The organism is Limnobacter sp. UBA7229 (assembly GCF_002473065.1).
Taxonomy (GTDB): Bacteria; Pseudomonadota; Gammaproteobacteria; order Burkholderiales; family Burkholderiaceae_B; genus Limnobacter; species Limnobacter profundi.
This window is the reverse complement of record NZ_DKTN01000020.1, coordinates 65285-87311: the sequence shown is the minus strand read 5'-3', so window position 1 is coordinate 87311 and position 22027 is coordinate 65285. Positions and strand designations below refer to the sequence as shown.

Sequence of the window (22027 nt, the reverse complement as noted above, 5' to 3'; positions counted from 1 at the left end):
TTGGTCAACAAGCCTTAAATTGTCGCATAAAAACAAAAAACCCTCAGGCTTTCGGCTGAGGGTTTTTCTCGGGGTTTCCCCCGTGCTGCTTTTACGCTGCTTTTTTAGCCAGCGCGGCGGCGGCTGAAACCACCACGGTCACCCATATTGCGTGCCGCGTTTTCCTTGCGGGCACCAGAGGCATGTTCGCGCTTGGGGCCTGAGGGAGCAGCTGTACCTTCGGCGCGGAAGGCTGGGCGAGCACGCTCTTCAGAGCGTGGGAAGCTTGGGCGCTCTGCGTCACGGTTCCACTTCTTGGGCGCATCGGAGTTGCCTGAAAAGCCCGAAGGCTTGCGGTCTCCAAAGGAAGGCTTGTCGCCAAACGACTTGCGCTCACCGAAGGGTTTGCGATCGCCGAATGAAGGCTTGTCACCAAACGATTTGCGTTCACCAAAAGGCTTGCGATCGCCGAAGCTGCGCTCTTCACCTTGAACAAACGGCTTGCGGTCGCCAAAGCTGCGCTCTTCGCGGGCTTCGTAGGGTTTGCGGTCACCGAACGACTTGCGCTCACCAAATGCGGGCTTGTCGCCGAACGATTTACGCTCGCCAAATGCTGGCCTGTCGCCATACGATTTGCGCTCGCCGAAAGCTGGCTTGTCGCCATACGATTTGCGTTCGCCAAAGCTACGCTCTTCACGGGCTTCAAAGGGCTTGCGGTCACCAAATGATGGCTTGTCACCATACGATTTGCGTTCGCCACCGCCAAAGCTGCGGCCTTCGGAACGACCGCCGCCGTTGCCAGCGTAACCGCCGCCACCGGAGCGACCACGGCCACCGCCAGGCTTGCCGCCACCACGGGGTGCTTGTGTGAAGTTGCCACGTGGCTCCAGGCCTTCCACTTGTTCTTCAGGAATGCGGGAATTGATGAAACGCTCGATGCCGCGAACGCTGATGATGTCGCAGGCTTCAGCCAAGGTAACCGCAACACCACTGCGGCCAGCACGGCCGGTACGGCCAATGCGGTGCACGTAGTCTTCCGACTTCATGGGCATGCCGTAGTTGATCACGTGAGAAATTGCAGGCACATCCAGGCCGCGGGCAGCAACATCGGTTGCAACCAATACCTTGATGTCGCCTTTGCGAACGCTGGCCAAACGGCGGTTACGCACTACTTGTGGCATGCCACCGTGCAGGGCGCAGGCTCGAACGCCTTCGTCAGCCAAATCGCGGGCCAGGTTTTCAGCATCAATTTGTGTGCTTGTAAATACAACAGCTTGGACCATGTCTGGGTGCTCCAGCCAGTGGTTCAGCAGCTTGCGCTTGTGGCCACGGTTGTCGGCCCACATCAGTTTTTGAGCGATGTCGGTGTTGGCTTCATTCTGAGCCGCCATTTCAATGCGCTTGGGGTTGTTCATGATGTTTTCAGCCAAACCGATAATGCGCTTGGCAAAGGTGGCGGAGAACATCAGTGTTTGAATGCGGTTGCCGCACAGCTGGTCGATGGCTTCCAGGTCTTCGGAGAAGCCCAGGTCGAGCATGCGGTCGGCCTCGTCAACGATCAGGGTGGTCACGGTGCTCAGGTTCAATTTGCCTTGCTGGGCCAAATCGAGCAAGCGGCCGGGTGTGCCCACAACAATGCGGGCACCACGCAGGCTGGCCATTTGTTTGCCGTAGGGCATGCCGCCAACAACGGTTGCGACACGAACACCCTTGGTGAATTTCACCAGGTTGATGGCGTCTTGGCTAACCTGTTGGGCCAATTCACGGGTGGGGCACAGCACCAGGCATTCTGGGCCAGCCAGCATTTCCATGGGGCTTTGTTCGCCGGTCATCATGCGATGCATAACGGGCAACAGGAAACCGAAAGTTTTGCCGCTACCGGTTTGGCTGGAAACCATCAGGTCTCCGCCTTCTTTGCCGAGTGGTACCACTTCAGCTTGTACGGGGGTAGGGGCAGTAATGTTCAAAGCATTCAGGGCTTGCAGCAAAGGCGCGGCAAGACCCATGTCATCAAATGACATAGACATGATAAAAGTTCCAATTCGATGTGGACTGAAAAATTCATCGACGAACAGAAATAAGACGACGCGGCTTGGAACTAGGTTGTTCCGGATGGTCGCAAGAGAACTGGCGGCGATGGGCAAAGCACAGCTTCTAAAGCTTGTGCCAACAAAGGCAACCCAACGCGGTCCAATGGTGAGAATCGTAAAACGACCCGTTGATTTGCAATCTGGAGCGAAGTCTACTGGGTTTGGGTGCAATGCACAAGAAAATATTGTGGGTAAAACCACAATTAGAAGAAAAACACCAACATCCCCGCAAATGTCTATCAATTTTTCCGGGATCCGGACGTTATCACCTGTAGAGGTAGTCAATCAGGACTGGATTATGAGAAAACTGAAGATATTGATGGTGGCAGGTGCTGCAACCATGCTGAGTTCATGCGATCTGTCGCAGATCCCGGGCCTGACAGGCAAATTGTCGATGGAAGACAGCAAGGCGGTGGGTGCGGCGTGCAGGCATTCTGGCCGCGCACTGGAAGATTGTTTTACCTTGAACCCAAATACACACCAATCCGGTGTGTTTGAGGGGTGGCGCGATATGAACGACTACATGTTGGCCAACGAAATCGAGGTCGTGAAACCCGAGATTCGGAATTCGGCTTTCAAGCAGGAAAAGACTTCACTTGGTTCGCCTGATCCGCAGGCCACACCGACTGATCCTGGTTCTGCGCCGGTGGGTAGGCCTGAAGAGGCAGTGCCGCTGGCGCAGGGACGGCAACGCTGGTTGCCCAAAGGTGTTGAAGATCCGGCTGCAACAGACTCTGCTGTGGCTCCGCCCGCGCCTGTGGGCAAGGCCGATGCCACCGTGGCTGCCCCTGCGGTAAGTGCGGAAGAGGCTCCCACCCAAGAGGCGCCTGCGGCAGATTCGCCGTCGAGGCCATGGGAGCGTAAAAAGGACCCGAAGAAACACACCTGAGGACAGTGGCTGCCTGCCACAAGGTGGCACGAGTGATATCCTGAAAGTTCACAATTGCACTTCAGGATTTCACGCGTGTCAGTTCGTAAACTAGGTGGTGTACTCGTCCTTTTCAGCTTGGCTTGGCCACAAGCCGCATGGTCTAACGCAGTTGATCCTCAGGTTCGGACTTTTCCTTCCAGCGTGACTCAGGCCTTTGTCAAAAAAGGCATTGCATCAGACGATTTCACAGCATACGCATTGCCCATTTCACCTTTCGTCCACCGAAAGCCGCAAGCTTACGCGCATGGTTCCAGTCAACTGGTCAACCCGGCTTCAGTGGCCAAGGTATTTACCACTGCGCTGGCTTTGCAAAAGCTGGAATCCACTTATCGTTTCAAAACCGGTTTTCATGCTGACGCCGAGCCGGTGGATGGTGTGTTGAACGGTCCCTTGTACATCAAGGGCAGTGGAGATCCTGCATTTTTGAGTGCTGACCTGTGGGCTTCGCTTCGACAACTTCGAACCAAAGGTGTGGATGTAATCAACGGCCCGGTTGTTTTGGATGACTCAGCATTTACCGAGCAAATGCCCAGCCTTGGCCTTGCAGAGGAAGATGCATTTGATGACGCGCCTCACCGGGCCTACCATGCGCAACCCGATGCCTTGTTGCTGAATTTTGGTGCCATGTCGATCGACCTGAAAATCAATGAAAACACGGTCGTGGTTGTGCCTGAGGAAGCTCCCAAAGATTGGGCATTTGTCTCGGAAATCAATTTGACCAGTGGCGGTTGTGGTGCCTGGAAGAACGGCATGTCAGTGGATTTTTCAAAGGCCGGGCGCAATGTGGTGGTGACAGTGAAGGGCAATTACCCGCGTCGTTGCGGTCAGTCGCGCTTGCCCATTCGGGTGCCCGCGCAGGATTGGGTGTGGGAATCCTGGGTGAAGGAAATCTGGTTGCAGTTGGGTGGCAAGTTTGCCGGTCCACAAGGTGGTCAAGTGATCAAAGGGGTAACACCAGCCAACACCATTGCTTTGTACACGCATTATGGGAAACCACTGAGCGACCTGATTAAGCAGATCAACAAATGGTCCAGCAATGTGATGGCTCGCCACCTTGAATTGGCGGTGGCAGGCACGCCCGAGGCTTTCAATGCCCAGCTCAAGGATTGGTTGAAGTTGCAGGGCATTTCATCAAATGACTGGTTTTTTGAGAATGGCTCGGGTTTGTCCCGAAACACACGGATTGATGCCAAAGGCTTGGCCGAGTTTTTGCGAAATATGGCGGCTCGATCCGATTTTCCTGATTTTCTGGCCAGTTTTCCGCGCGCCGGTGCAGACGGCACACTGCATCGACGCGTGAACAATGTGGATGGATTCGCCTACCTGAAAACAGGAAGCCTTAACGGTGTACGTTCTTTGGGGGGTTACCTGCGAGACCGGGAAGGGCAGTTGTGGGCAGTAGGTGTTTTGGTGAAAAGCCCGCGGGCCTATGACAGTTGGGGGCCCATGGAAAGCTTACTTGAGTTTTTATACAGAGCCGAATGATTCAAGCCAAAAATGATGCGCTTGCCTGCAAGCCTTTCCCAATCTGGGTTTTCCTTTGTTAGACTGATTCATTACTTTCATTCACCAGCACGAGGCCGATATATGGACAACAGCAAAGACAAACTCTTTAGTGACATGAAAATTGTGTTGAGCGATGCCGAAGATCTGTTGAAAGCCGCAGCGTCATCTTCAGGCGAGCGCGCAGTCGAATTGCGTGAAAAGGCGCTGGTCAGTTTGCGTCGCGCAAAAGAGGTGATGCAAGACGCCCAATCGGCTGTACTTGAGAAAGGCAAGGCCGCAGCGCGCGCCACGGATGACTATGTGCATGATCACCCGTGGAAAGCAGTGGGTATTGCGGCAGCGGTGGGGTTCGTATTAGGTTTGATTGTTAACCGTCGTTAAAGGTTGGCTGTGCTAAATCCAAATGCAAGGGCAGCACTGAAACGGGTTGTGGCCAGTTTACTGGGCATGACCCAAACACGCCTCGAGTTGGCGGGTGTCGAGTTGGCTCAGGTTCGTCAAACTACCGTGCGTACGGTGGTTTGGTCATTGCTTACAGCATTGGCAGCTGCATTTGCGTCTTTGTTTGTTTGCATCCTGGTCATTGCCTTGGCGTGGGACACACACCGCTTTCTCGCAATCGCCGGGTGCGCAGCCTTCTATGTGGTTCTGGGTGTGTATTTTTATGTCCAGTTAAAAGACACTCTGGCCTCGCAGCCCCCCTTGTTTGAGGCAACATTGGCGGAGCTGGGGCGCGACAAGCAAGCAGTACTTGACAGTTTGGGCAGCGAGCCCCGGGAGCAGTCATGAGCAAAAAGTTTGATGCACTGGAAGCACGCAAAGAATTATTGATGATGAAAGCCCAGCTAGAGCGCATGGAGTTTGGCGGGCAGGTGGATACCTTGAAAAACGAATTTGCCTGGGTCAATGTGTTCAGGCAGTTTGGTGGCTGGCTAGGGCAGCGCAACATGCGCGCACTGGGTCCAGTGGCAAGCTTGGGTGGTCAATTTTGGCAAGAGGGCTTAAAAAAGTATCCCCTGCTTGGCATGTTGGCCTCCACAGCGCTGTTGCGTTTTCGAAAGCCCATTTCCCAAGTGGCCTTGCGCGCAGGTTTGGGCGCTGTGGCTCTTGCAGCAGGTGTGTTCTGGTTTCAAACGAGAAGCCCTTGGGCTTCTCGTTCGGCGACCGAGCCTTCTACAGACCCAAGCGACTCATAAGTTCTCGCACACGCTCATCCAGCTTGGGGTCGGGCTGAATGCTGCGGCCCCATTCACGGTTGGTTTCACCTGGCCACTTGTTGGTGGCATCCAGTCCCATTTTGCCGCCCAAGCCACTCACAGGGCTTGCAAAGTCCAGGTAGTCAATTGACGTGTTTTGTATCAACACGGTATCCCGCACTGGGTCCATCCGGGTGGTGATCGCCCAAATCACCTCCTTCCAGTCGCGCGCGTTCACGTCATCGTCCACGACCACGATAAACTTGGTGTACATGAATTGGCGCAAAAAGCTCCAGGCGCCCATCATGACTCGCTTGGCATGCCCGGCATACGCCTTTTTCATCGAGATGACCGCCATGCGGTAGCTGCAGCCCTCGGGAGGCAGGTAAAAGTCCACAATTTCCGGGAACTGCTTTTGTAGTATTGGCACAAACACTTCGTTCAGTGCCACACCCAATACGGCAGGCTCATCGGGTGGTTTTCCAGTGTAGGTGCTGTGGTAAATGGCATCGTTGCGCAGCGTAATGCGGTCCACGGTGAATACGGGGAACCAGTCTTGTTCGTTGTAGTAGCCGGTGTGGTCGCCATAGGGACCTTCCAGTGCGCAGTCCCAACCCTTGAGGTATTCGGGCACAGGCGGGGGTTCTCTGAGCACGGTGACGCCGTCGCGTATCTCGGGCACTTCGCCATCGGTTCTTCCTTTGCGGGCCGCCACTGCGATGGGGTGCTCATAGGGGTAAATGTGGCCTTCCAGCACCATTTCGGCCTCGGCTGGCACCTGAAGCGAATTGCCTTTACAAGCCACAAGTTCAGTGCGGCTGCCGCGCAGCAAACCTGCGAACTGGTATTCAGACAGTGTGTCGGGAACGGGCGTCACTGCACCCAGAATAGTCGCGGGGTCGGCACCCAGTGCCACTGAAATTGGAAAAGGTTGACCGGGATACTTCAGGGCATGGTCGCGGAAATCGAGCGCACCGCCACGGTGTGCCAGCCAGCGCATGATCAGCCGGTTTTTGCCAATTTGTTGTTGACGGTAAATACCCAGGTTTTGGCGTTTGCGATTTGGGCCTTTGGTGACCACCAAACCCCAAGTGAGTAAAGGGGCTGCATCATCGGGCCAGCAAGTCCAAATGGGTATCTGGTTCAGGTCAACGTCGGGGCCCTCTACTACGTTTTCATGGCATGGTGCTTTACTGACCACTTTTGGGGCCATTGACAGCACCTGTTTCACCAAAGGCAACTTGTCCAGTGCGTCTCGCATTCCCTTGGGTGGTTCAGGTTCTTTCAGGTAGGCCAGAGTGCGGCCAATGTCCCGCAGCGCCTCGGTGTTGCTGGCACCCATGCCCATGGCCACACGTTTTGGTGTGCCAAACAGGTTGCCCAATACACGGTGTTTGTAGCCTTCGGGCGCGTCAAACAACAAAGCCGGGCCTTCGGCGCGCAGCACTTTGTCGCAAAGGTGGGTCATTTCCAGAATTGGACTGACCGATTCGGGTACTCGCTGAAGTTCACCTTCTTTGTAGAGTAAATCGATGAAGTCTCGAAGGTTCTTGTATCGCATTGTGAAAAAAACTGCCTGTTTGTGGTCCGAAAGGAACAGTTAACAAGAAATTACAACCCACACCTAGAGGGCTTTTTCAAGCCCCCCAAAAGCGCATAACGCCTAGCGATGGGGGTAAGTTCTTGTTTTGAGTAGAAAGACTCTACCAGATTTTGCATTGACCCCTGCCCGGGTTGACCCTAGAATCCGGTCAGCTTTGTGACAGGTATCACCTAAGTCACACAAACGCAGTTGGAGGGTGAAACTTGAGGGAACTCAAGTCAGCCTAACTTCATCTTAAGAGTGCTTTAACCATGCAGTACTTGTGGTCGTTGGTTAAAGCAGAACGTTCTGCCTCACGGACAAAATGGAGGCAGATGCACCGCTGAGTCAAACAATGCAGGGTTAAGCCTGCGTTTGCGTAGCAGAGGAGGTTGCATGAAGCAGTACGAAACCGTTCTGAGCGTGAATGGCCAGCAGGTCCAGTCTCAGAATTTACTTCAATCTTTGAAACATGCCGTCACAGGTCTCGGTGTGGCAACGTCAGTTCTGGTAGCTGGTGCAGTGGCAATTCTGCTGTCCAACGCTGAACTTCGCAGTCAGGTGTTTTTCTCTGCCCCCGTGCAGGCAATTTTCGCCACTGAAATCGACTTGCTCAGCACTGGCCTTGCAGCCGGTGGTGCTGAGGTGGTTAACAACACAAGCAAGGCTTCGGGCACCCCGTCGGGTTCCAAAAACCTGATGCCTGTGAAGTTCAATTCGATTGATTCGAGCAAACCGCTGACAGCAGGCCAACGTCAAATTACGTCGTATTTGGCAAAGCGCTACAGCGTATCGCCCGAGGCAGTGGAGTCTATTGTTCGTTTGGCCTACAAGGTTGGCAAGGAAGAGAAAGTAGAGCCCACCCTGATCCTCGCGATTGTGGGTATCGAGTCCTCTTACAATCCATTTGCGGCAAGTCCGGTGGGTGCGCGCGGTTTGATGCAGGTGATGCCCAAAATTCACAAAGACAAGTTTGAGGCTTTGTCGCCGGGCGACTGGTCACCCCTGAATCCTGAAATGAACATGCGTGTTGGTGCGAAAATCATTCGCGAATACACCCGCCGTACTGGTTCTGTTCATGCGGGTCTTCGCTGGTATGTTGGCGCAGCCATTCACGGTAATGATGGTGGCTATCCCGGCAAAGTGTTGGCCCTGAAATCCCGAATTGATTCGGCGTATCAACAAGGCAGCTTGGTTGCCTCTCGAGAAAACAACCAAAAAGTATCTGCCGTGTCTGTGGCTGGTTCGGAAGGCTAAACGTTAGGGCAACTGGCGATTGTTGAAAAGTCGTATCCGTTCGATGGCAGTTTCCAGATTGTCCATCGAATTGGCATACGAGAACCGCATCATTTCGCTTCCCCGGAATTCGGAAAAGTCCTTGCCGGGGACAGCACACACCAAAGCCTGTTCCAGCAATTCCCTGCAGTAGCGCTCACTGTCATAAGGCGATTTGGCGTACACATAAAATGCGGAGTCAGGTGTCGAGTGTAACTCGATGCCTGCTTTGGGAAGTGCGGTCACCACAAAGTCTCTTCTAACCTTGAATACCTGTCGCCTCTCTTCGCAAATGGCCAGCGTTTCCGGCGTAAAGCAGGCCAACGCCGCCCATTGCGCGGGTGTGTTGGGGCATATGCTCAGGTTCTGGGCAAACCGTTCAATGGCTGGTAGCAGGGTGTCAGGTACCACCATCCACCCAAGGCGTAAGCCTGTCATGCCAAAGTATTTTGAGAAGCTGTTGATGACCACCACGGGTATTTGTTCGCTGGGTGCTCCAGTTACTTGAAGCACACTTTGGGCGGGGTGGTCGTAGCACAGCGACTGGTAAATTTCGTCAACAATCACAAAACCACCCTGAGTGCTTACGCCTTGAGCAATTTCCTGCATGGTTCGAGCACCAAGTTGGGTGCCGGTGGGGTTGTTGGGCGAGGCCAAAAGTACACCTGCTGTGTGTGGCGTCCATTGTTTGTACAAATCAGCCCAACTGGGCTGAAAGTTCAGTGCCTCCTGGGTTTGTACAAAATCAGGAATACCACCCGCCATTTGCACAAAAGTTTTGTTGCAGGGGTAGCCAGGGTCGGTTAACAGCACCTTGTCGGTGGGGTTGATCAGGGCCAGGCAGGCATACATCAGTGCGGCAGATGCACCTGAGGTGATCACGATTTGGTGGGCTGGCACGTGAACCTGAAAATTCGTTTGATAATACAGGCTGATGGCTTCACGCAACTCTGGCAAGCCCAGCGCCGCTGTGTATCGGGTTTTGTGTGCTGAAACAGCTTGGATCAATGCCTGCTCCACAGGCTCGGGCATCGGAAAATCGGGTTCACCGATCGACAGATGAATCACTGGCTTTCCCTGCGCCTGCAGGGCATCTGCTGCTTTGACCAGTTCCATGACATGGAAGGGTTGAACGAGATTGCCAAGGCTGGACTGCTTCAATTCTTCACCATTGTTAGTGAGTGGCGCCAACAAGTTGCGCGATTTGTGGAAACCCCTAGGGACAGCTTCACTGGCTGAGCCTATAATTTTCGGTTCTGTTGTTCACCTCAAAGAGAAGATTATATGGCTCAACCAATGGATCAGCGCTTCAGGCAGGCCGCCCTTGAATATCATGAATTTCCAAAGCCTGGGAAATTGCAGATTTCGGCGACAAAAAGCCTTGTCAACCAGCGTGACCTGGCATTGGCCTATTCTCCCGGTGTTGCAGCAGCCTGCGAAGAAATCGAGGCAGACCCCCTCAATGCGGTGCGTTACACCGCCAAGGCAAACCTGGTGGGTGTGGTTACCAACGGTACAGCAGTGCTCGGTTTGGGCAACATCGGCCCCTTGGCTGCCAAACCCGTGATGGAAGGCAAGGCTGTGCTGTTCAAGAAGTTTGCCGGTATTGATGTGTTCGACATTGAAATCAACGAGAACGACCCCGACAAGCTGATCGAGATCATTGCATCGCTGGAGCCCACATTCGGCGGCATCAACCTTGAAGACATCAAGGCACCAGACTGTTTCAAGGTTGAGCGTGCCTTGCGCGGGCGCATGAATATTCCTGTATTTCACGATGACCAGCACGGCACTGCGATTGTAGTGGGCGCAGCCATTTTGAATGGTCTTGAAGTAATCGGTAAAAAACTGGATGAAGTGAAGTTTGTGGTGTCTGGCGCAGGTGCTGCGGCCCTGGCCTGCCTCGAGTTGCTCGTCGAGTTGGGCCTTCCGCGCAAGAATGTGTGGGTCACCGACATTGATGGTGTGGTTTACAAAGGCCGCACCACCAACATGGACCCTGACAAAGATTTGTTTGCACAGCAAACGGATGCGCGTGTGTTGGCTGACGTGATCAAAGACGCAGATGTGTTTTTGGGTTTGTCAGCGGGCGGCGTCTTGAAGCAAGACATGGTGCGTGCCATGGCGGCCAAACCCCTGATTTTGGCCTTGGCCAACCCCACACCGGAAATTTTGCCCGAGCAGGTGAAGGAAGTCCGCGACGATGCCATTATGTGTACGGGTCGCACCGACTACCCGAACCAGGTGAACAACGTGCTGTGCTTCCCCTTTATTTTCAGGGGAGCGCTCGATGTGGGCGCAACCACCATTACCAAAGAAATGGAAATCGCGGCAGTTCGAGCTGTCGCCGAACTGGCTCGCAAAGAACAATCAGATGTAGTCGCCTCCGCTTATCGCACCCAAAACCTGAGTTTTGGTCCCGAGTACCTGATTCCGAAGCCTTTCGATCCCCGCTTGATTGTGCACATTGCACCCGCTGTGGCCAAAGCAGCCATGGAAAGCGGAGTGGCCACGCGCCCAATCGCCGATTTGGAAGCTTACAAGGATCAGTTACAGCAGTTTGTGTATCACTCTGGCACGTTCATGAAGCCAATTTTTGCGGTGGCCAAACGTTGTGTGGCCGAAACACCGCAAACCTCCCGCATTGTATTTGCAGAAGGCGAAGATGAGCGTGTGATGCGTGCGGTGCAAGTGGTGGTCGATGAAGCAATAGCCAAGCCAATCATGATTGGTCGCCCTGCTGTAATTGAACGCCGCCTGGAGCGGTTTGGCCTGCGCATTAAGCCCGGTGTTGATTTTGAGTTGATCAACCCTGAGTACGATGAGCGATACAAAGACTACTGGCGCATGTACCACGACTTGACCAAGCGCAAGGGTGTCACAGAGGCCTACGCGAAAATTGAAATGCGTCGCCGCCACACTCTGATTGGCTCCATGATGATTCACAAAGGCAATGCGGACGGCATGATCTGCGGAACCTTTGGTACCCACTCCTTGCATTTGCACTATGTGGACCAGGTACTGGGTCGCCGCGCAGGCTGCAACACATACGGTGCCATGAACGGCCTTATGTTGACCAACCGCCAGGTGTTTTTGGTAGACACCCATGTGAATTACGATCCCACAGCCGAGCAAATTGCTGAAATCACCTTGATGGCTGCCGAGGAAATGCTGCGCTTGGGTGTGCAGCCCAAAGCTGCATTGTTGTCGCACTCCAACTTCGGTTCAAGCAACCAGCCTTCCGCCGTGAAGATGCGTGAGGCGCTTCAAATTCTTCGCAACATTGCACCCTGGCTGGAAGTTGATGGCGAAATGCACGGTGATTGCGCCATTGATGAGCAGGTGCGTAATACCATTTTCTCGGGTTCCACCTTGACTGGTGAAGCCAATTTGCTCGTGTGTCCAAATATTGACGCAGCCAATATTTCATACAACCTGCTAAAGTCGGCGGCTGGCAACGGCATTGCCGTGGGGCCAATTTTGTTGGGCTCCGACAAACCGGTTCACATCTTGACTGCTTCCGCCACAGTGCGTCGTATTGTCAACATGACTGCACTGGCTGTTCTTGATGCAAATTCAGAGCGGGTTAGTTCGCTTTAAAGTAGCGTTTTAAAACAACAAATGGGCGTGCAAGACACGCCTGTTTTTGTTTTAACTTATTCGAAATGTGTCGCACAATGGTTTCATGAGCGATCAAGACACATTTCACACTGAAGAGCACGATGACATCACCGGACTGGTATTGTCAGGCGGTGGCGCACGGGCTGCCTATCAGGTGGGTGTGCTGCATCAGCTAGCCAAGTGGTTTGAGCAAGAAAACAAGCGCGAATTCGATTTTCCGTTCAAAATTTTGTGCGGCACTTCAGCCGGTGCAATCAATGCAGCGGCCCTGGCCTGTGCGGGGCGCAATTTTTATCAGTCCACCGATCGCATGCTCAAGGTTTGGGAGAACTTCAGTTCCGATCAAGTATTCCGCTCTGATTCCCTGGGCATTATTCGCACCGGTGCGCGTTGGTTGTCGGCGCTTTCAATTGGTTGGATGCTGCGCAAGCGCCCCAAGTGCTTGCTCGATAATTCTCCGCTGTCATACCTGCTTCATCAGTTGTTGCATTTCCGAAGACTGGACGAGGCGCTTGAGAACGGCACAATTCACGCTTTGGCGGTGACTGCTTCCAGCTACAGTTCAGGCCGTAGCGTGACCTTCTTTCAAACCCAGAAAGTGATCGAGAGCTGGGCCAGAACGCAAAGGGTGGCATTGCCTGACCGTATTACAGTCGAGCACTTGTTGGCCTCTGCAGCAATTCCTTTTGTCTTTCCCGCGGTGAAGCTGAACATTGAAGGGCAAATGGAGCACTTTGGCGATGGTTCTATTCGCCAACTGGCCCCAATTAGCCCAGCAATTCATTTGGGTGCAAACCGAGTGATGGTGATTGGTTCCAGTCAATCGGACAAAGACCACACCCAGCGTGTTGAAATTCAAAATGCATATCCCAGTTTGGCTCAAATTGCGGGCCATGCCATGGCTTCCATTTTTCTGGACAGTTTGTCGGTCGACATTGAGCGTTTAAGCCGGGTGAACAAAACCCTGGGCTTGTTGCCTCCCGAGATGGCCACGAAAACCACATTGAAACCGATTGAGCTGTTGGTGATTTCACCCTCAGAACGGATTGACGAAATTGCGGCACGTCACACGCAAGATCTGCCCCGACCCGTGCGTACCCTGTTGTCCGCATTGGGAGCCACGGAGGCCAGTGGTTCGTCTTTGGCCAGTTATTTGCTGTTTGAGGCCAATTACACCCGCGAGTTGATTCGAATGGGTATCGCCGACACGATTGCCAAGAAAGATGCAGTGTACGAGTTCTTCCATCTGGGTCAGTCAGGCCGCTGAGTTCCGCGCCAAGCCGCGTTACAATTAGCGCTTCGAGGCAGTTCAGGCGTTTTCCCCCATGCATTCACCTTTGGTTTCTGCTGCTTGGCATGCCAGGATGACCCAGGCCGAGGGTGACGACGGTCTTTGTGTCGCGCACGGCAAACCGGTTCGGGTGCTCAGTACCTTCGATGCAAACGAAGTACGCGGCATGATTGAGCAGGCCCACGAGTGGTCCAAACAGGGTTTGTATGTGGTGGGTGGCCTAAGCTATGAAGCTGCTCCGGTTTTCGATGCAGCTTTGCCGGTTTGCATGCCACACAATTTCCCATTGCTCGAGTTTCATGCTTTTGAACCGAACCAGGTGAGCGTGCTGGGCAAATCGCAGTTGCAGCAATTGCCCTCGGCGTCCAAATTCATGCCTTGGCTGGATCAACAAACGGCTCAGCGTTATCAAGAAACCTACAAGCAGGTGAGGCAGGCCATTGAGGCGGGCGAGTTCTATCAAATCAATCTGACCACACGGCTTAAGGCAGCCAATCCGCGACTGGATGCATGGGCTGTTTTCCAGCATCTCTACGCAAGCCAGTCTGCACCCCAAAGTTTTTTTCTGCGCGGCAGCGTGTTCAACGCAATCAGTTTGTCGCCCGAGCTGTTTTTTCGGTGGGACGGCAATGAGCTGCAAACCGCACCCATGAAGGGGACCCGAAGGCCTGTGCTGGGTGGTCTGGATGTACTGAGTGACAGTGAAAAAGACCGTGCCGAGAATGTGATGATTGTTGACTTGTTGCGAAACGACATGGCCAAGGTCTGCCAGCCAAAGTCAGTTCAAGTACGCTCCCTGTTCGATGTCATGCATCTGCCCACTGTCGATCAAATGACCTCCAGTATTTCTGGGCGAACTTTGCCGGGTACTACTTTGCTGGATTTGTTTGAGGCTCTTTTTCCTTGTGGCAGTGTGACGGGTGCGCCCAAATCGCAGGCCATGTTGCGTATCGCGCAATGGGAACAAGCGCCCCGAAAATTGTATTGCGGGGCGCTTGGTGTGCTGAGCCCGGGTGGTGGGGTTCAATTCAACGTACCGATTCGTACTGTCATAGAACAGGCAGATGAACTGGAGTACGGTGTGGGCAGCGGTATCACCTGGTATTCCACCGCAAGCGATGAGAAAAAAGAGTGGTGGCAAAAAACTACCTTTCTACGTGAGGCCACTTGCGACTTTCAGGTGCTTGAAACTTTGCGCCTGGAGAATGGGAAGTGGATTCATCTGGACGATCATCTGGAGAGAATGGAAGGCGCAGCCAAGCAGTTTTCTTTTTTATTCGATGAGCAACGGGTTCGATTGAACCTGGATGCAGTGGCGCACAAACATACTCATGGCGTTTTCCGTGCACGTTGTTTGCTGGATGCTTGCGGGGACACGCGAATTGAACTGCATGAACTGGAACAGGATTTGACTCCCGTGCTGCTTCGTTTGGCCGATTCAGCCATGCAAGGCAAGCCCGAGTTTGTGCTTCACAAAACCACGTACCGACCTGAGTATGAGTATTTTCAGAATCAGGCGAATGGTGCTTTTGATGTTCTACTTTTCAATTCGCAAGGTTTGTTGACTGAAACCTGCCGCTGCAATGTGGTGTTGAAAATTGATGGCGAGTGGTTAACACCACAAATTTGCGAAAGCGCCGGTACTTATTTGTTGCCCGGGGTGTTGCGTGCCCGCCTTTTAAGGGAAAATACGATTCGGCAAACCACGCTGAATGTGCAAGACTTGCAACGCGCTGAAGAAGTGTGGCTGATCAATAGTTTGCGAGGCTGGGTGCCTGTGGCGAAAGTGGTTGATGCACACGACAAGGTGTTTTTTTCTGCCAACTAAAAACAAACAATAAACAAAAAGGGAAGTGAGATGAACCCGACCACCATTGAACTGATTGGCGCGATTCTTTTTGCGATTGCTGTCATTCACACCTTTTCAACCAAATACTTTGAGCGCCTGGCGCACTCGCAGCCAAATCATTCGGGCTTGTGGCATTTGCTGGGTGAAGTGGAGGCCGTGTTTGGCTTTTGGGCCATGGTGCTGGTTGTGTTCATGTTTTTCATCATTGGTCAAACCAGCGCAATTGAATACGTAGACACGCGCAATTACACCGAACCTTTATTCGTATTTGCGATTATGGTGATTGCGGCCAGCAAGCCAATCCTGGTGCTGGCTGGTCGCATTGTGCGCGTGGTGGCTTCTGTCATTCCAATTGACAGGCAAGTGGCTTACTTTTTTACCACTTTGTCCATCGTACCGTTGTTGGGCTCGTTCATCACTGAGCCTGCAGCCATGACACTGGCGGCCTTTTTACTGCGCGACCGGTTTTACACGCAAGGTATCAGCAACAAATTGATGTACGGCACTCTCGGTGTGCTGTTTGTCAATATTTCAATTGGTGGCACCTTAACGCCCTTTGCTGCACCGCCTGTGTTGATGGTGGCGGCCAAATGGGGCTTTGACATGCAATACATGTTGACCATGTTCGGCTGGAAAGCCGCGATTGCTGTGTTTGTGAATGCGACGGTACTCACCTTCTTGTTCGCCAAAGAACTGACCGCCATGAAAAAGCCTGCCGAAAACGGTCCCAAAGAAGACATGCCTGTGTGGGTTATTGCTACTCACCTGTTGTTTCTGGTGGGTGTTGTGGTGTTTGCCCACCATGCAGCGATGTTCATGGGCTTGTTCCTGTTCTTCCTCGGATATACAACTGCTTACAGCCGCTATCAAGACAAGCTGATTTTGAAAGAAGGGTTGATGGTTGCATTCTTTCTGGCTGGTTTGGTGGTATTGGGTGGCATGCAGGCCTGGTGGTTACAAGACACTTTGAAGGGCATGAGCCCCACAGCGTTGTATTACGGAGCCACTGCGTTGACGGCAATTACAGACAACGCAGCCTTGACTTACCTTGGCTCACTGGTTGAAGGTGTGGATGATCAGTTCAAATATGCTTTGGTGGCTGGTGCTGTAACCGGGGGTGGTTTAACCGTGATTGCAAATGCGCCCAACCCGGCTGGTTTTGCCATTTTGCAAAAGTATTTCAACGACGGCTCAATCAATGCGGGCAAGTTGTTTTTGGCTGCACTCGGGCCTACGCTGGTGGCTGTGGTGGCTTTCCAGTTTTTGTAATTGACTTTCAGGGCGATTGGTTTGAGCGAACAAAACATCGATTACCACGATCAAGAGCCAGCCATTGAGCTGCCTCACGATCTCGATGATGCGCAACGGGCGTTGGCCGAAGTGCAGGCCTTGTTGCGCAAACAAAAAGTGATCGAGAGTGTTGTTCACAACCAGCAAACCACGGTCAATCCCGAGCGGCAAAGTTTGGTTGAGGAACTGGTGCACCGCCAGCACCTGACCGAGCTGGGTAACAAGCTTTATTTGCTTCACCCGGCCGACGTAGCCTATGTGCTTGAAAGTCTGCCCCAAGAAGAGCGGATGCTGGTTTGGGGTTTGGTGCGCTCCGATCGGGACGGTGACATTCTTCTTGAGCTGAGTGATGCGGTTCGAGAAAGCCTGATTAAATCGATGGACAGCGAAGAATTGTTCGCTGCCACGGAATCGCTTGATGCCGATGAAATTGCGGAATTGGCTCCTGACTTGCCACGCGATGTGGTGGAAAAGCTGGCCAGCAGTTTGAGCCTAGAGGAGCGCGAGCAACTGCGCGCCGCCATGAGTTACCCCGAAGACACCGTGGGTGCGCGCATGGACTTCGACATGGTGACCATTCGAGACGATGTGACACTGGAAGTGGTGTTGCGTTACCTGCGCCGGTTCGACGAGCTGCCAGATCAAACTGATCAAGTGTTTGTGGTGGATCGTGTGGATCATTTCAAGGGCAGTTTGCCTTTGGACCGTTTGTTGGTCAATGAACCAGAAACCCTTGTGAGTGAGGTCATGAGCCGCGAAGTGCTGATGTTGTCGGCACTGGATGATGCCTATGAGGCTGCGCAGGCTTTTGAGCGTTATGATCTGGTGTCCGCTCCCGTGCTCGACCCATCTGGCAAGTTGATTGGTCGCCTCACCGTGAACGAAGTGGTGGATGTGATTCGCGAAGAAAGCGAAGCAGATTTGCTGTCCAGTGCGGGTTTGCGTGAAGAAGAAGACTTGTTCGCCTCGGTGTGGGAGTCTGCGAAAAACCGTTGGCTGTGGTTGGGTTTAAACCTGTGTACCGCTTTCTTTGCAAGCCGTGTCATCGACACTTTCGAGGGCACAATTGCCAAAGTGGTCGCCTTGGCCACACTCATGCCAATTGTGGCGGGCATTGCCGGTAATTCCGGCAATCAAACCATGACCTTGATGATCCGTTCCCTGGCCTTGGGCCAAGTCACTGCAGCCAACTTCAAACTGTTGTTGAAAAAAGAACTGGCGATTGCCGGGTTAAATGGTTTGGTGTGGGGCAGCGTGGCTGGCCTGGCCGCGTGGGGTTTGTATTTCGGATCGCCGAATGCGGTTATGCTAGGGTTATTGATGACCCTGGCGGTGATGCTTAATTTGCTTGTTGCTGCGTTAATTGGCGTGCTCGTGCCTTTAGGCCTTGAGAAAATGGGTCGGGATCCCGCCATGGGGTCTTCGGTGCTACTCACATTTACCACCGACAGCATGGGCTTTTTCATTTTCCTGGGGCTGGCCTCCCTGTTCTTTTAGAGCGGCGTCTGTTCATGCCCTCCATTTCTATTGTCATGCCGGTGTACAACGAGGTTCCGGCGCCTGGTGATGATTCCTTTTTGTTTCGAATTCAAGCGCTGCTTCAATTGCTTCGGCATGGTGACGAGTTGTTGATGGTAGACGGCGGCTCTACTGACCTGAGTTGGCCAGTTTTACAAACTTTGGCCGAACATCCGCAAGTGCTTGCCATTCAAGGCAACAAGGGGCGGGCGCAACAAATGAACGCGGGTGCAGAAAAAGCCCGTGGGGAAGTACTGCTTTTTTTGCATGCAGACACAGTGTTGACCAAGGCGGCTTGGCAGGCATTGTTGTTCAAGTTGGATGCAAGCGTTTGGGGCCGGTTCAATGTGTGTATTGATGGCAAAAGTGCATGGTTGCCTGTGGTGGCCTGGTTCATGAATCATCGGTCAAGGCTGACTAAAATTGGTACAGGCGATCAGGCTTTGTTTGTTGGTCGCAAGTTATTCGATCAGGTTGGAGGTTTTCCAGAACAGCCCCTGATGGAAGACGTTGAGCTGTGCAAGCGCTTAAAGCGAGTAGCACCACAAAAATTTGTGGCAGTTGCTTCCCCGGTATTTACGTCGGGGCGTCGATGGGACGTGAACGGCGCTTGGGCAACGATTGTGTTGATGTGGCGCTTTCGGTTTTTATATTGGCGCGGAGTGTCCGCAGATACGTTGGCAAGGCTTTATGCGGACACCCGGCAAAAGTTGCCTGTCACTGTGGCCGTGTTTGCCAAGTACCCACATGCTGGGCGGGTGAAAACAAGGTTGATCCCCATGCTGGGTGCTGAGCAATGCGCGGTGTTTGCCCGATATTTGTTGTTGACTACCTTGGACAAGTTACAGGGCGTGAATGTGGCGCTGTGGACCGATGGCGGTACTCCCGAAGAGTGGGCCACCTTGCTGAAGGGCAGGGCCATTCAATGTTACGTTCAACCAGAAGGGCACTTGGGCGTACGAATGCAAACTGCGGTTGAAACCCACCTGAACAGCAGTGAACTTGTGGTGCTTCTTGGGCCCGACGCAGTTGAATTTACGGTGCGGCATTTGCGTGAACTGATCGATACTGCCCGGCAACAGGGACTGGCTTTTGTACCCGCACACGATGGTGGGTACGTGGCCTTGGCTTGCAACCGCATTGTTCCTGAAATTTTTTCTGAACTGATAGAGTGGGGCACTGCCCGTGTGGCGGAGCAAACCCGTGCAGCCTTGCAGCACAAGCGTTTGCAGGCTGCGTGGTTACCACCGCAACTGGACATTGATGAGCCCGCTGACTTGGGGCAGGCGATTGAATCGGGTTGTGTACCTGTTGATTGGCCTGTACGTTACTCAAGTATCGATTAAAAAGGTGTTGAAGGGTTTCGTATGCGCAGTTTTGTGTTGATGACGGGTGTTTTTAAAGCAGCTTTGTTATTCGGTGTAGCAGGTATATCAAGTGGTGCTCTGGCCCAGGGCGCCAGCGTGCTAAAGCCATGGCCTGCAGACCCTGCTGCCGGAATTCCTGCGCCATGGAAAGCGCAGTACCACCCTGACATTGCGGCGCAAACCCAATTCAAGCTGTTGAAGCAGGGCAATCAAACTGTGTTGCAGGCCGAGGCTGACATGGCTTACGGCACGCTGGTGTATGCCTTTGCCAAACCCACGGTTTTGAACACTTTGACCTGGCAGTGGCAAATATTGACTCAACCCACCAAGGCGAATTTGCAAACCAAGGCTGGCGACGACGCGGGTGCGAAGGTGTGTGCCTTTATTCAAATTGATGAAGGAAAACTGGGTTTGGGCACCCGCCTTGCATTGGCTGCGGCGCGCACTGTCTCGGGCGAGCGTTTGCCCGCGGCCACCCTTTGTTATGTGTGGGGCTCGCCAGGTGAAAAAGTGGGCCAAGTGTTTGACAACCCCTACACCGACCGTGTGAGAAATATTGTTGTGCGTGATGCGGCTAGCGCCGTGGAGTTGATTTCGGAACGAAGGGATTTGCAGGCCGATGCCCGCAAAGCCTTTGGCAAAGAACTGCCGGAAGGCCCTGTGATGTTCACGGGTATTGCGCTTGGGGCTGATTCTGACAATACAAAATCCAAGGCCGAGGCATTGTTTGGCAGTGTGCAGGCTCAGCCCTGATTCAAATTCATTGTTTTTACGATTCGCTCGCAGTACCTGGCGATCTGGTCAATCTCCAGATTGACCGGGTTGCCTGCTTTCAAATGTTTCAATGTGGTCATCTGCACCGTGTGTGGAATCAGGTTGATGTGAATGTCGCATTCGCCTGAATCATGGTCATCTACCTTATTGACTGTCAGGCTGACTCCATTCACAGTAACCGAGCCCTTGTAGGCAAAGAAAGGCGACAGGGTTTTCGGTGCCCGAATTTGCAGGTGCCAGCTTTCACCCACCGGTTCGAATTCCGTCACGCTGCCTAGCCCGTCAACATGTCCGCTCACCAAGTGGCCGCCAACGCGATCCGACAAACGCATGGCTTTTTCGAGATTCACTTCACCGGGTTTGTTCAAGCCCACGGTTTTCGACAAACTTTCCTGCGATACATCCACGTGAAAGGTTTGGGCTTGCATGGCCACCACAGTCATGCAGGCACCTTGGATGGCGATGCTGTCACCCAGTTTTACGTCAGAGAAATCAAGCGTTGGGGCATGCACTGCGAGGCGTACGCCAGCATAGGCAGAATTCTGAAGGGGGTCTACAGATTTGATTTGACCGATTGATTCAATAATTCCGGTGAACATGGGGGCTACTACTCCTGGTTATTTTGAACCCACGTAATTCGCAGGTCTTGTCCAATTTGCTCAAATGAATGAATAGCCCAGCTTGCATAGGCGGGCAGGATTTCTAGTTCGGGCAGGCGGAACAGGCCCTGGCCTGGTCCCAAAAAACGTGGGGCAATGTACTGCACAATTTCATCCACCACACCGGCTTGCAGAAACGAACCATTGAGCCCAAAACCAGCCTCAAGGTGCAATTCATTGATACCTCGCTGTGCCAGTTCTTGTAACAGGCGCAGCAAATCCGTTTTTACTTTGCCTGCATGCAAACCTGCCGCCACTGGGGCCACGTTCAAAGCCTCAATATTTGCGGCGTTGGGGTGTGTAAGAAGCCAAGCTGGCGTTTGTGGTTCAGTGTGCGCAATCAGCACGCGCCCGGTTTGTAACAGGCGAGCATCGGGTGAAATTTCCAGCTTGCTGTCCACGATCACTTTCAGCGGTTGGCGTTCGGTGTCAATACCACGCACATTCAGTTGTGGGTTATCGGCTTTTACGGTGCCAATGCCACTGAGCACCGCACAGGCTTGCGCACGCAGGTGGTGGCCATGCAGCCGGGCTGCCTCGCCGGTGATCCACTGGCTTGCCCCATTGTTCAGCGCGCTGATACCGTCGGCGCTGCTGGCAACTTTCAAGCGCACCCAGGGGCGTTGGCGTTCCATGCGACTGAAAAAACCACGGTTAATCCAGCGCGCCTCTTCAACAAGTACACCGTGCGAAGTTTCAATGCCGGCTGCTTGCAAAATGGCCATGCCTTTGCCTGCCACCAGCGGGTTGGGGTCAAGAACCGCAGCCACCACCCGTTGAACGCCTGTGGCCACCAGCGCTTCCGCACAGGGGCCGGTGCGCCCATGGTGGGCGCAGGGTTCCAGGGTTACATAGGCGGTGCTGCCTGTCAGGGAGACACCGCGAGCCCTGGAGTCGGCAATGGCTTGCACTTCCGCATGGCCTTCACCTGCCTTGGCATGAAAGCCCTCCGCAATCGCCACGCCATCGCGCACAAACACACAACCCACGCGCGGGTTCGGCGTGGTGCTGTATTGGCCTTTCCAGGCCAGGTTCAGCGCATGCCGCATCCAGTATTCGTCGGTGGGTGAAAAGGTGGCCATGGCTTCAGTGACTTCAC

Annotated in this window: 18 protein-coding genes; 13 read left to right on the top strand and 5 right to left on the bottom strand. The window is 53.5% G+C overall.

What is annotated here, in order from left to right:
- Positions 1-104: 104 nt before the first annotated feature.
- Positions 105-2006, bottom strand: a complete 1902-nt coding sequence (locus tag B4C79_RS11215) for a DEAD/DEAH box helicase (RefSeq protein WP_171100315.1) — start codon at positions 2004-2006, stop codon at positions 105-107.
- Between the two features lie 361 nt (positions 2007-2367).
- Here B4C79_RS11215 and B4C79_RS11210 point away from each other — a divergent pair, with 361 nt between their 5' ends.
- The 5 genes from B4C79_RS11210 to B4C79_RS11190 all read left to right on the top strand — a co-directional run bounded on the left by B4C79_RS11210 (position 2368) and on the right by B4C79_RS11190 (position 5702).
- Positions 2368-2958, top strand: coding sequence for a hypothetical protein (locus B4C79_RS11210; RefSeq protein WP_291740221.1), 591 nt, complete (start codon positions 2368-2370; stop codon positions 2956-2958).
- A 75-nt stretch (positions 2959-3033) separates the two neighbouring features.
- A complete protein-coding gene (gene dacB / locus B4C79_RS11205; RefSeq protein ID WP_291740223.1) occupies positions 3034-4485 on the top strand; it encodes a D-alanyl-D-alanine carboxypeptidase/D-alanyl-D-alanine endopeptidase in 1452 nt (483 codons plus the stop codon).
- Positions 4486-4587: 102 nt separating this feature from the next.
- The gene (locus B4C79_RS11200) at positions 4588-4887 is read left to right on the top strand and encodes a DUF883 family protein (RefSeq protein WP_105027111.1); all 300 of its coding nucleotides are present in this window, start codon (positions 4588-4590) and stop codon (positions 4885-4887) included.
- Positions 4888-4896: 9 nt separating this feature from the next.
- Positions 4897-5295 carry a phage holin family protein gene (locus B4C79_RS11195; RefSeq protein ID WP_291740225.1) on the top strand — a complete coding sequence of 133 codons (399 nt, stop codon included), beginning with the start codon at positions 4897-4899 and terminating at the stop codon, positions 5293-5295.
- Positions 5292-5702, top strand: a complete 411-nt coding sequence (locus tag B4C79_RS11190) for a hypothetical protein (protein WP_291740227.1) — start codon at positions 5292-5294, stop codon at positions 5700-5702. Before B4C79_RS11195 ends, B4C79_RS11190 begins: the two co-directional genes overlap by 4 nt.
- Here B4C79_RS11190 and B4C79_RS11185 read toward each other — a convergent pair.
- The gene (locus tag B4C79_RS11185) at positions 5680-7263 is read right to left on the bottom strand and encodes a UbiD family decarboxylase (RefSeq protein WP_291762615.1); all 1584 of its coding nucleotides are present in this window, start codon (positions 7261-7263) and stop codon (positions 5680-5682) included. The two genes, B4C79_RS11190 and B4C79_RS11185, sit on opposite strands and share 23 nt — an antisense overlap.
- Positions 7264-7680: 417 nt before the next feature.
- On the opposite strand from B4C79_RS11185, the gene B4C79_RS11180 reads away from it, so the two are divergent.
- A complete protein-coding gene (locus B4C79_RS11180) occupies positions 7681-8541 on the top strand; it encodes a lytic transglycosylase domain-containing protein (protein ID WP_171100307.1) in 861 nt (286 codons plus the stop codon).
- Positions 8542-8544: 3 nt separating this feature from the next.
- Here B4C79_RS11180 and B4C79_RS11175 read toward each other — a convergent pair whose 3' ends face one another.
- Positions 8545-9720 carry an aminotransferase class I/II-fold pyridoxal phosphate-dependent enzyme gene (locus B4C79_RS11175; RefSeq protein WP_291740232.1) on the bottom strand — a complete coding sequence of 392 codons (1176 nt, stop codon included), beginning with the start codon at positions 9718-9720 and terminating at the stop codon, positions 8545-8547.
- A 123-nt stretch (positions 9721-9843) separates the two neighbouring features.
- Between B4C79_RS11175 and B4C79_RS11170 the strand changes: the two genes are divergently transcribed.
- The 7 genes from B4C79_RS11170 to B4C79_RS11140 all read left to right on the top strand — a co-directional run bounded on the left by B4C79_RS11170 (position 9844) and on the right by B4C79_RS11140 (position 20248).
- Positions 9844-12159: an NADP-dependent malic enzyme gene (locus tag B4C79_RS11170; protein ID WP_105027105.1), complete on the top strand. Its 2316-nt coding sequence runs from the start codon at positions 9844-9846 to the stop codon at positions 12157-12159.
- An 85-nt stretch (positions 12160-12244) separates the two neighbouring features.
- A complete protein-coding gene (locus tag B4C79_RS11165; protein WP_291742781.1) occupies positions 12245-13447 on the top strand; it encodes a patatin-like phospholipase family protein in 1203 nt (400 codons plus the stop codon).
- Positions 13448-13505: 58 nt separating this feature from the next.
- Positions 13506-15299 (top strand): chorismate-binding protein, encoded by a 1794-nt coding sequence (locus B4C79_RS11160; protein WP_171100303.1) that lies wholly within the window; start codon positions 13506-13508, stop codon positions 15297-15299.
- Positions 15300-15329: 30 nt separating this feature from the next.
- Entirely contained in the window at positions 15330-16589 is a 1260-nt protein-coding gene (locus B4C79_RS11155) for a putative Na+/H+ antiporter (RefSeq protein ID WP_171100301.1), read from the top strand.
- 21 nt (positions 16590-16610) lie between these two features.
- On the top strand, positions 16611-18107 hold the full coding sequence (mgtE, locus tag B4C79_RS11150; RefSeq protein WP_275271444.1) for a magnesium transporter: 1497 nt from the start codon (positions 16611-16613) through the stop codon (positions 18105-18107).
- 14 nt (positions 18108-18121) lie between these two features.
- On the top strand, positions 18122-19474 hold the full coding sequence (locus B4C79_RS11145; protein ID WP_291743413.1) for a TIGR04283 family arsenosugar biosynthesis glycosyltransferase: 1353 nt from the start codon (positions 18122-18124) through the stop codon (positions 19472-19474).
- A 21-nt stretch (positions 19475-19495) separates the two neighbouring features.
- Positions 19496-20248 (top strand): DUF3047 domain-containing protein, encoded by a 753-nt coding sequence (locus B4C79_RS11140; RefSeq protein ID WP_291743416.1) that lies wholly within the window; start codon positions 19496-19498, stop codon positions 20246-20248.
- On the opposite strand, the gene B4C79_RS11135 is transcribed toward B4C79_RS11140, so the two are convergent.
- Both B4C79_RS11135 and ribD read right to left on the bottom strand, forming a co-directional pair.
- Complete coding sequence (locus B4C79_RS11135) at positions 20239-20868, bottom strand: riboflavin synthase (RefSeq protein ID WP_291743418.1); 630 nt, start codon at positions 20866-20868, stop codon at positions 20239-20241. The two genes, B4C79_RS11140 and B4C79_RS11135, sit on opposite strands and share 10 nt — an antisense overlap.
- 8 nt (positions 20869-20876) lie before the next feature.
- Positions 20877-22010 carry a bifunctional diaminohydroxyphosphoribosylaminopyrimidine deaminase/5-amino-6-(5-phosphoribosylamino)uracil reductase RibD gene (gene ribD, locus B4C79_RS11130; RefSeq protein ID WP_291743420.1) on the bottom strand — a complete coding sequence of 378 codons (1134 nt, stop codon included), beginning with the start codon at positions 22008-22010 and terminating at the stop codon, positions 20877-20879.
- Between the last annotated feature and the right edge of the window lie 17 nt (positions 22011-22027).

Coding starts and splice junctions, on each gene's coding strand:
- B4C79_RS11215 (WP_171100315.1), bottom strand. CDS start 2,006: ATGTCTATGTCATTTGATGACATGGGTCTTGCCGCGCCTTTGCTGCAA.
- B4C79_RS11210 (WP_291740221.1), top strand. CDS start 2,368: ATGAGAAAACTGAAGATATTGATGGTGGCAGGTGCTGCAACCATGCTG.
- B4C79_RS11200 (WP_105027111.1), top strand. CDS start 4,588: ATGGACAACAGCAAAGACAAACTCTTTAGTGACATGAAAATTGTGTTG.
- B4C79_RS11190 (WP_291740227.1), top strand. CDS start 5,292: ATGAGCAAAAAGTTTGATGCACTGGAAGCACGCAAAGAATTATTGATG.
- B4C79_RS11185 (WP_291762615.1), bottom strand. CDS start 7,263: ATGCGATACAAGAACCTTCGAGACTTCATCGATTTACTCTACAAAGAA.
- B4C79_RS11180 (WP_171100307.1), top strand. CDS start 7,681: ATGAAGCAGTACGAAACCGTTCTGAGCGTGAATGGCCAGCAGGTCCAG.
- B4C79_RS11170 (WP_105027105.1), top strand. CDS start 9,844: ATGGCTCAACCAATGGATCAGCGCTTCAGGCAGGCCGCCCTTGAATAT.
- B4C79_RS11165 (WP_291742781.1), top strand. CDS start 12,245: ATGAGCGATCAAGACACATTTCACACTGAAGAGCACGATGACATCACC.
- B4C79_RS11160 (WP_171100303.1), top strand. CDS start 13,506: ATGCATTCACCTTTGGTTTCTGCTGCTTGGCATGCCAGGATGACCCAG.
- B4C79_RS11155 (WP_171100301.1), top strand. CDS start 15,330: ATGAACCCGACCACCATTGAACTGATTGGCGCGATTCTTTTTGCGATT.
- B4C79_RS11145 (WP_291743413.1), top strand. CDS start 18,122: ATGCCCTCCATTTCTATTGTCATGCCGGTGTACAACGAGGTTCCGGCG.
- B4C79_RS11140 (WP_291743416.1), top strand. CDS start 19,496: ATGCGCAGTTTTGTGTTGATGACGGGTGTTTTTAAAGCAGCTTTGTTA.
- B4C79_RS11135 (WP_291743418.1), bottom strand. CDS start 20,868: ATGTTCACCGGAATTATTGAATCAATCGGTCAAATCAAATCTGTAGAC.
- ribD (WP_291743420.1), bottom strand. CDS start 22,010: ATGGCCACCTTTTCACCCACCGACGAATACTGGATGCGGCATGCGCTG.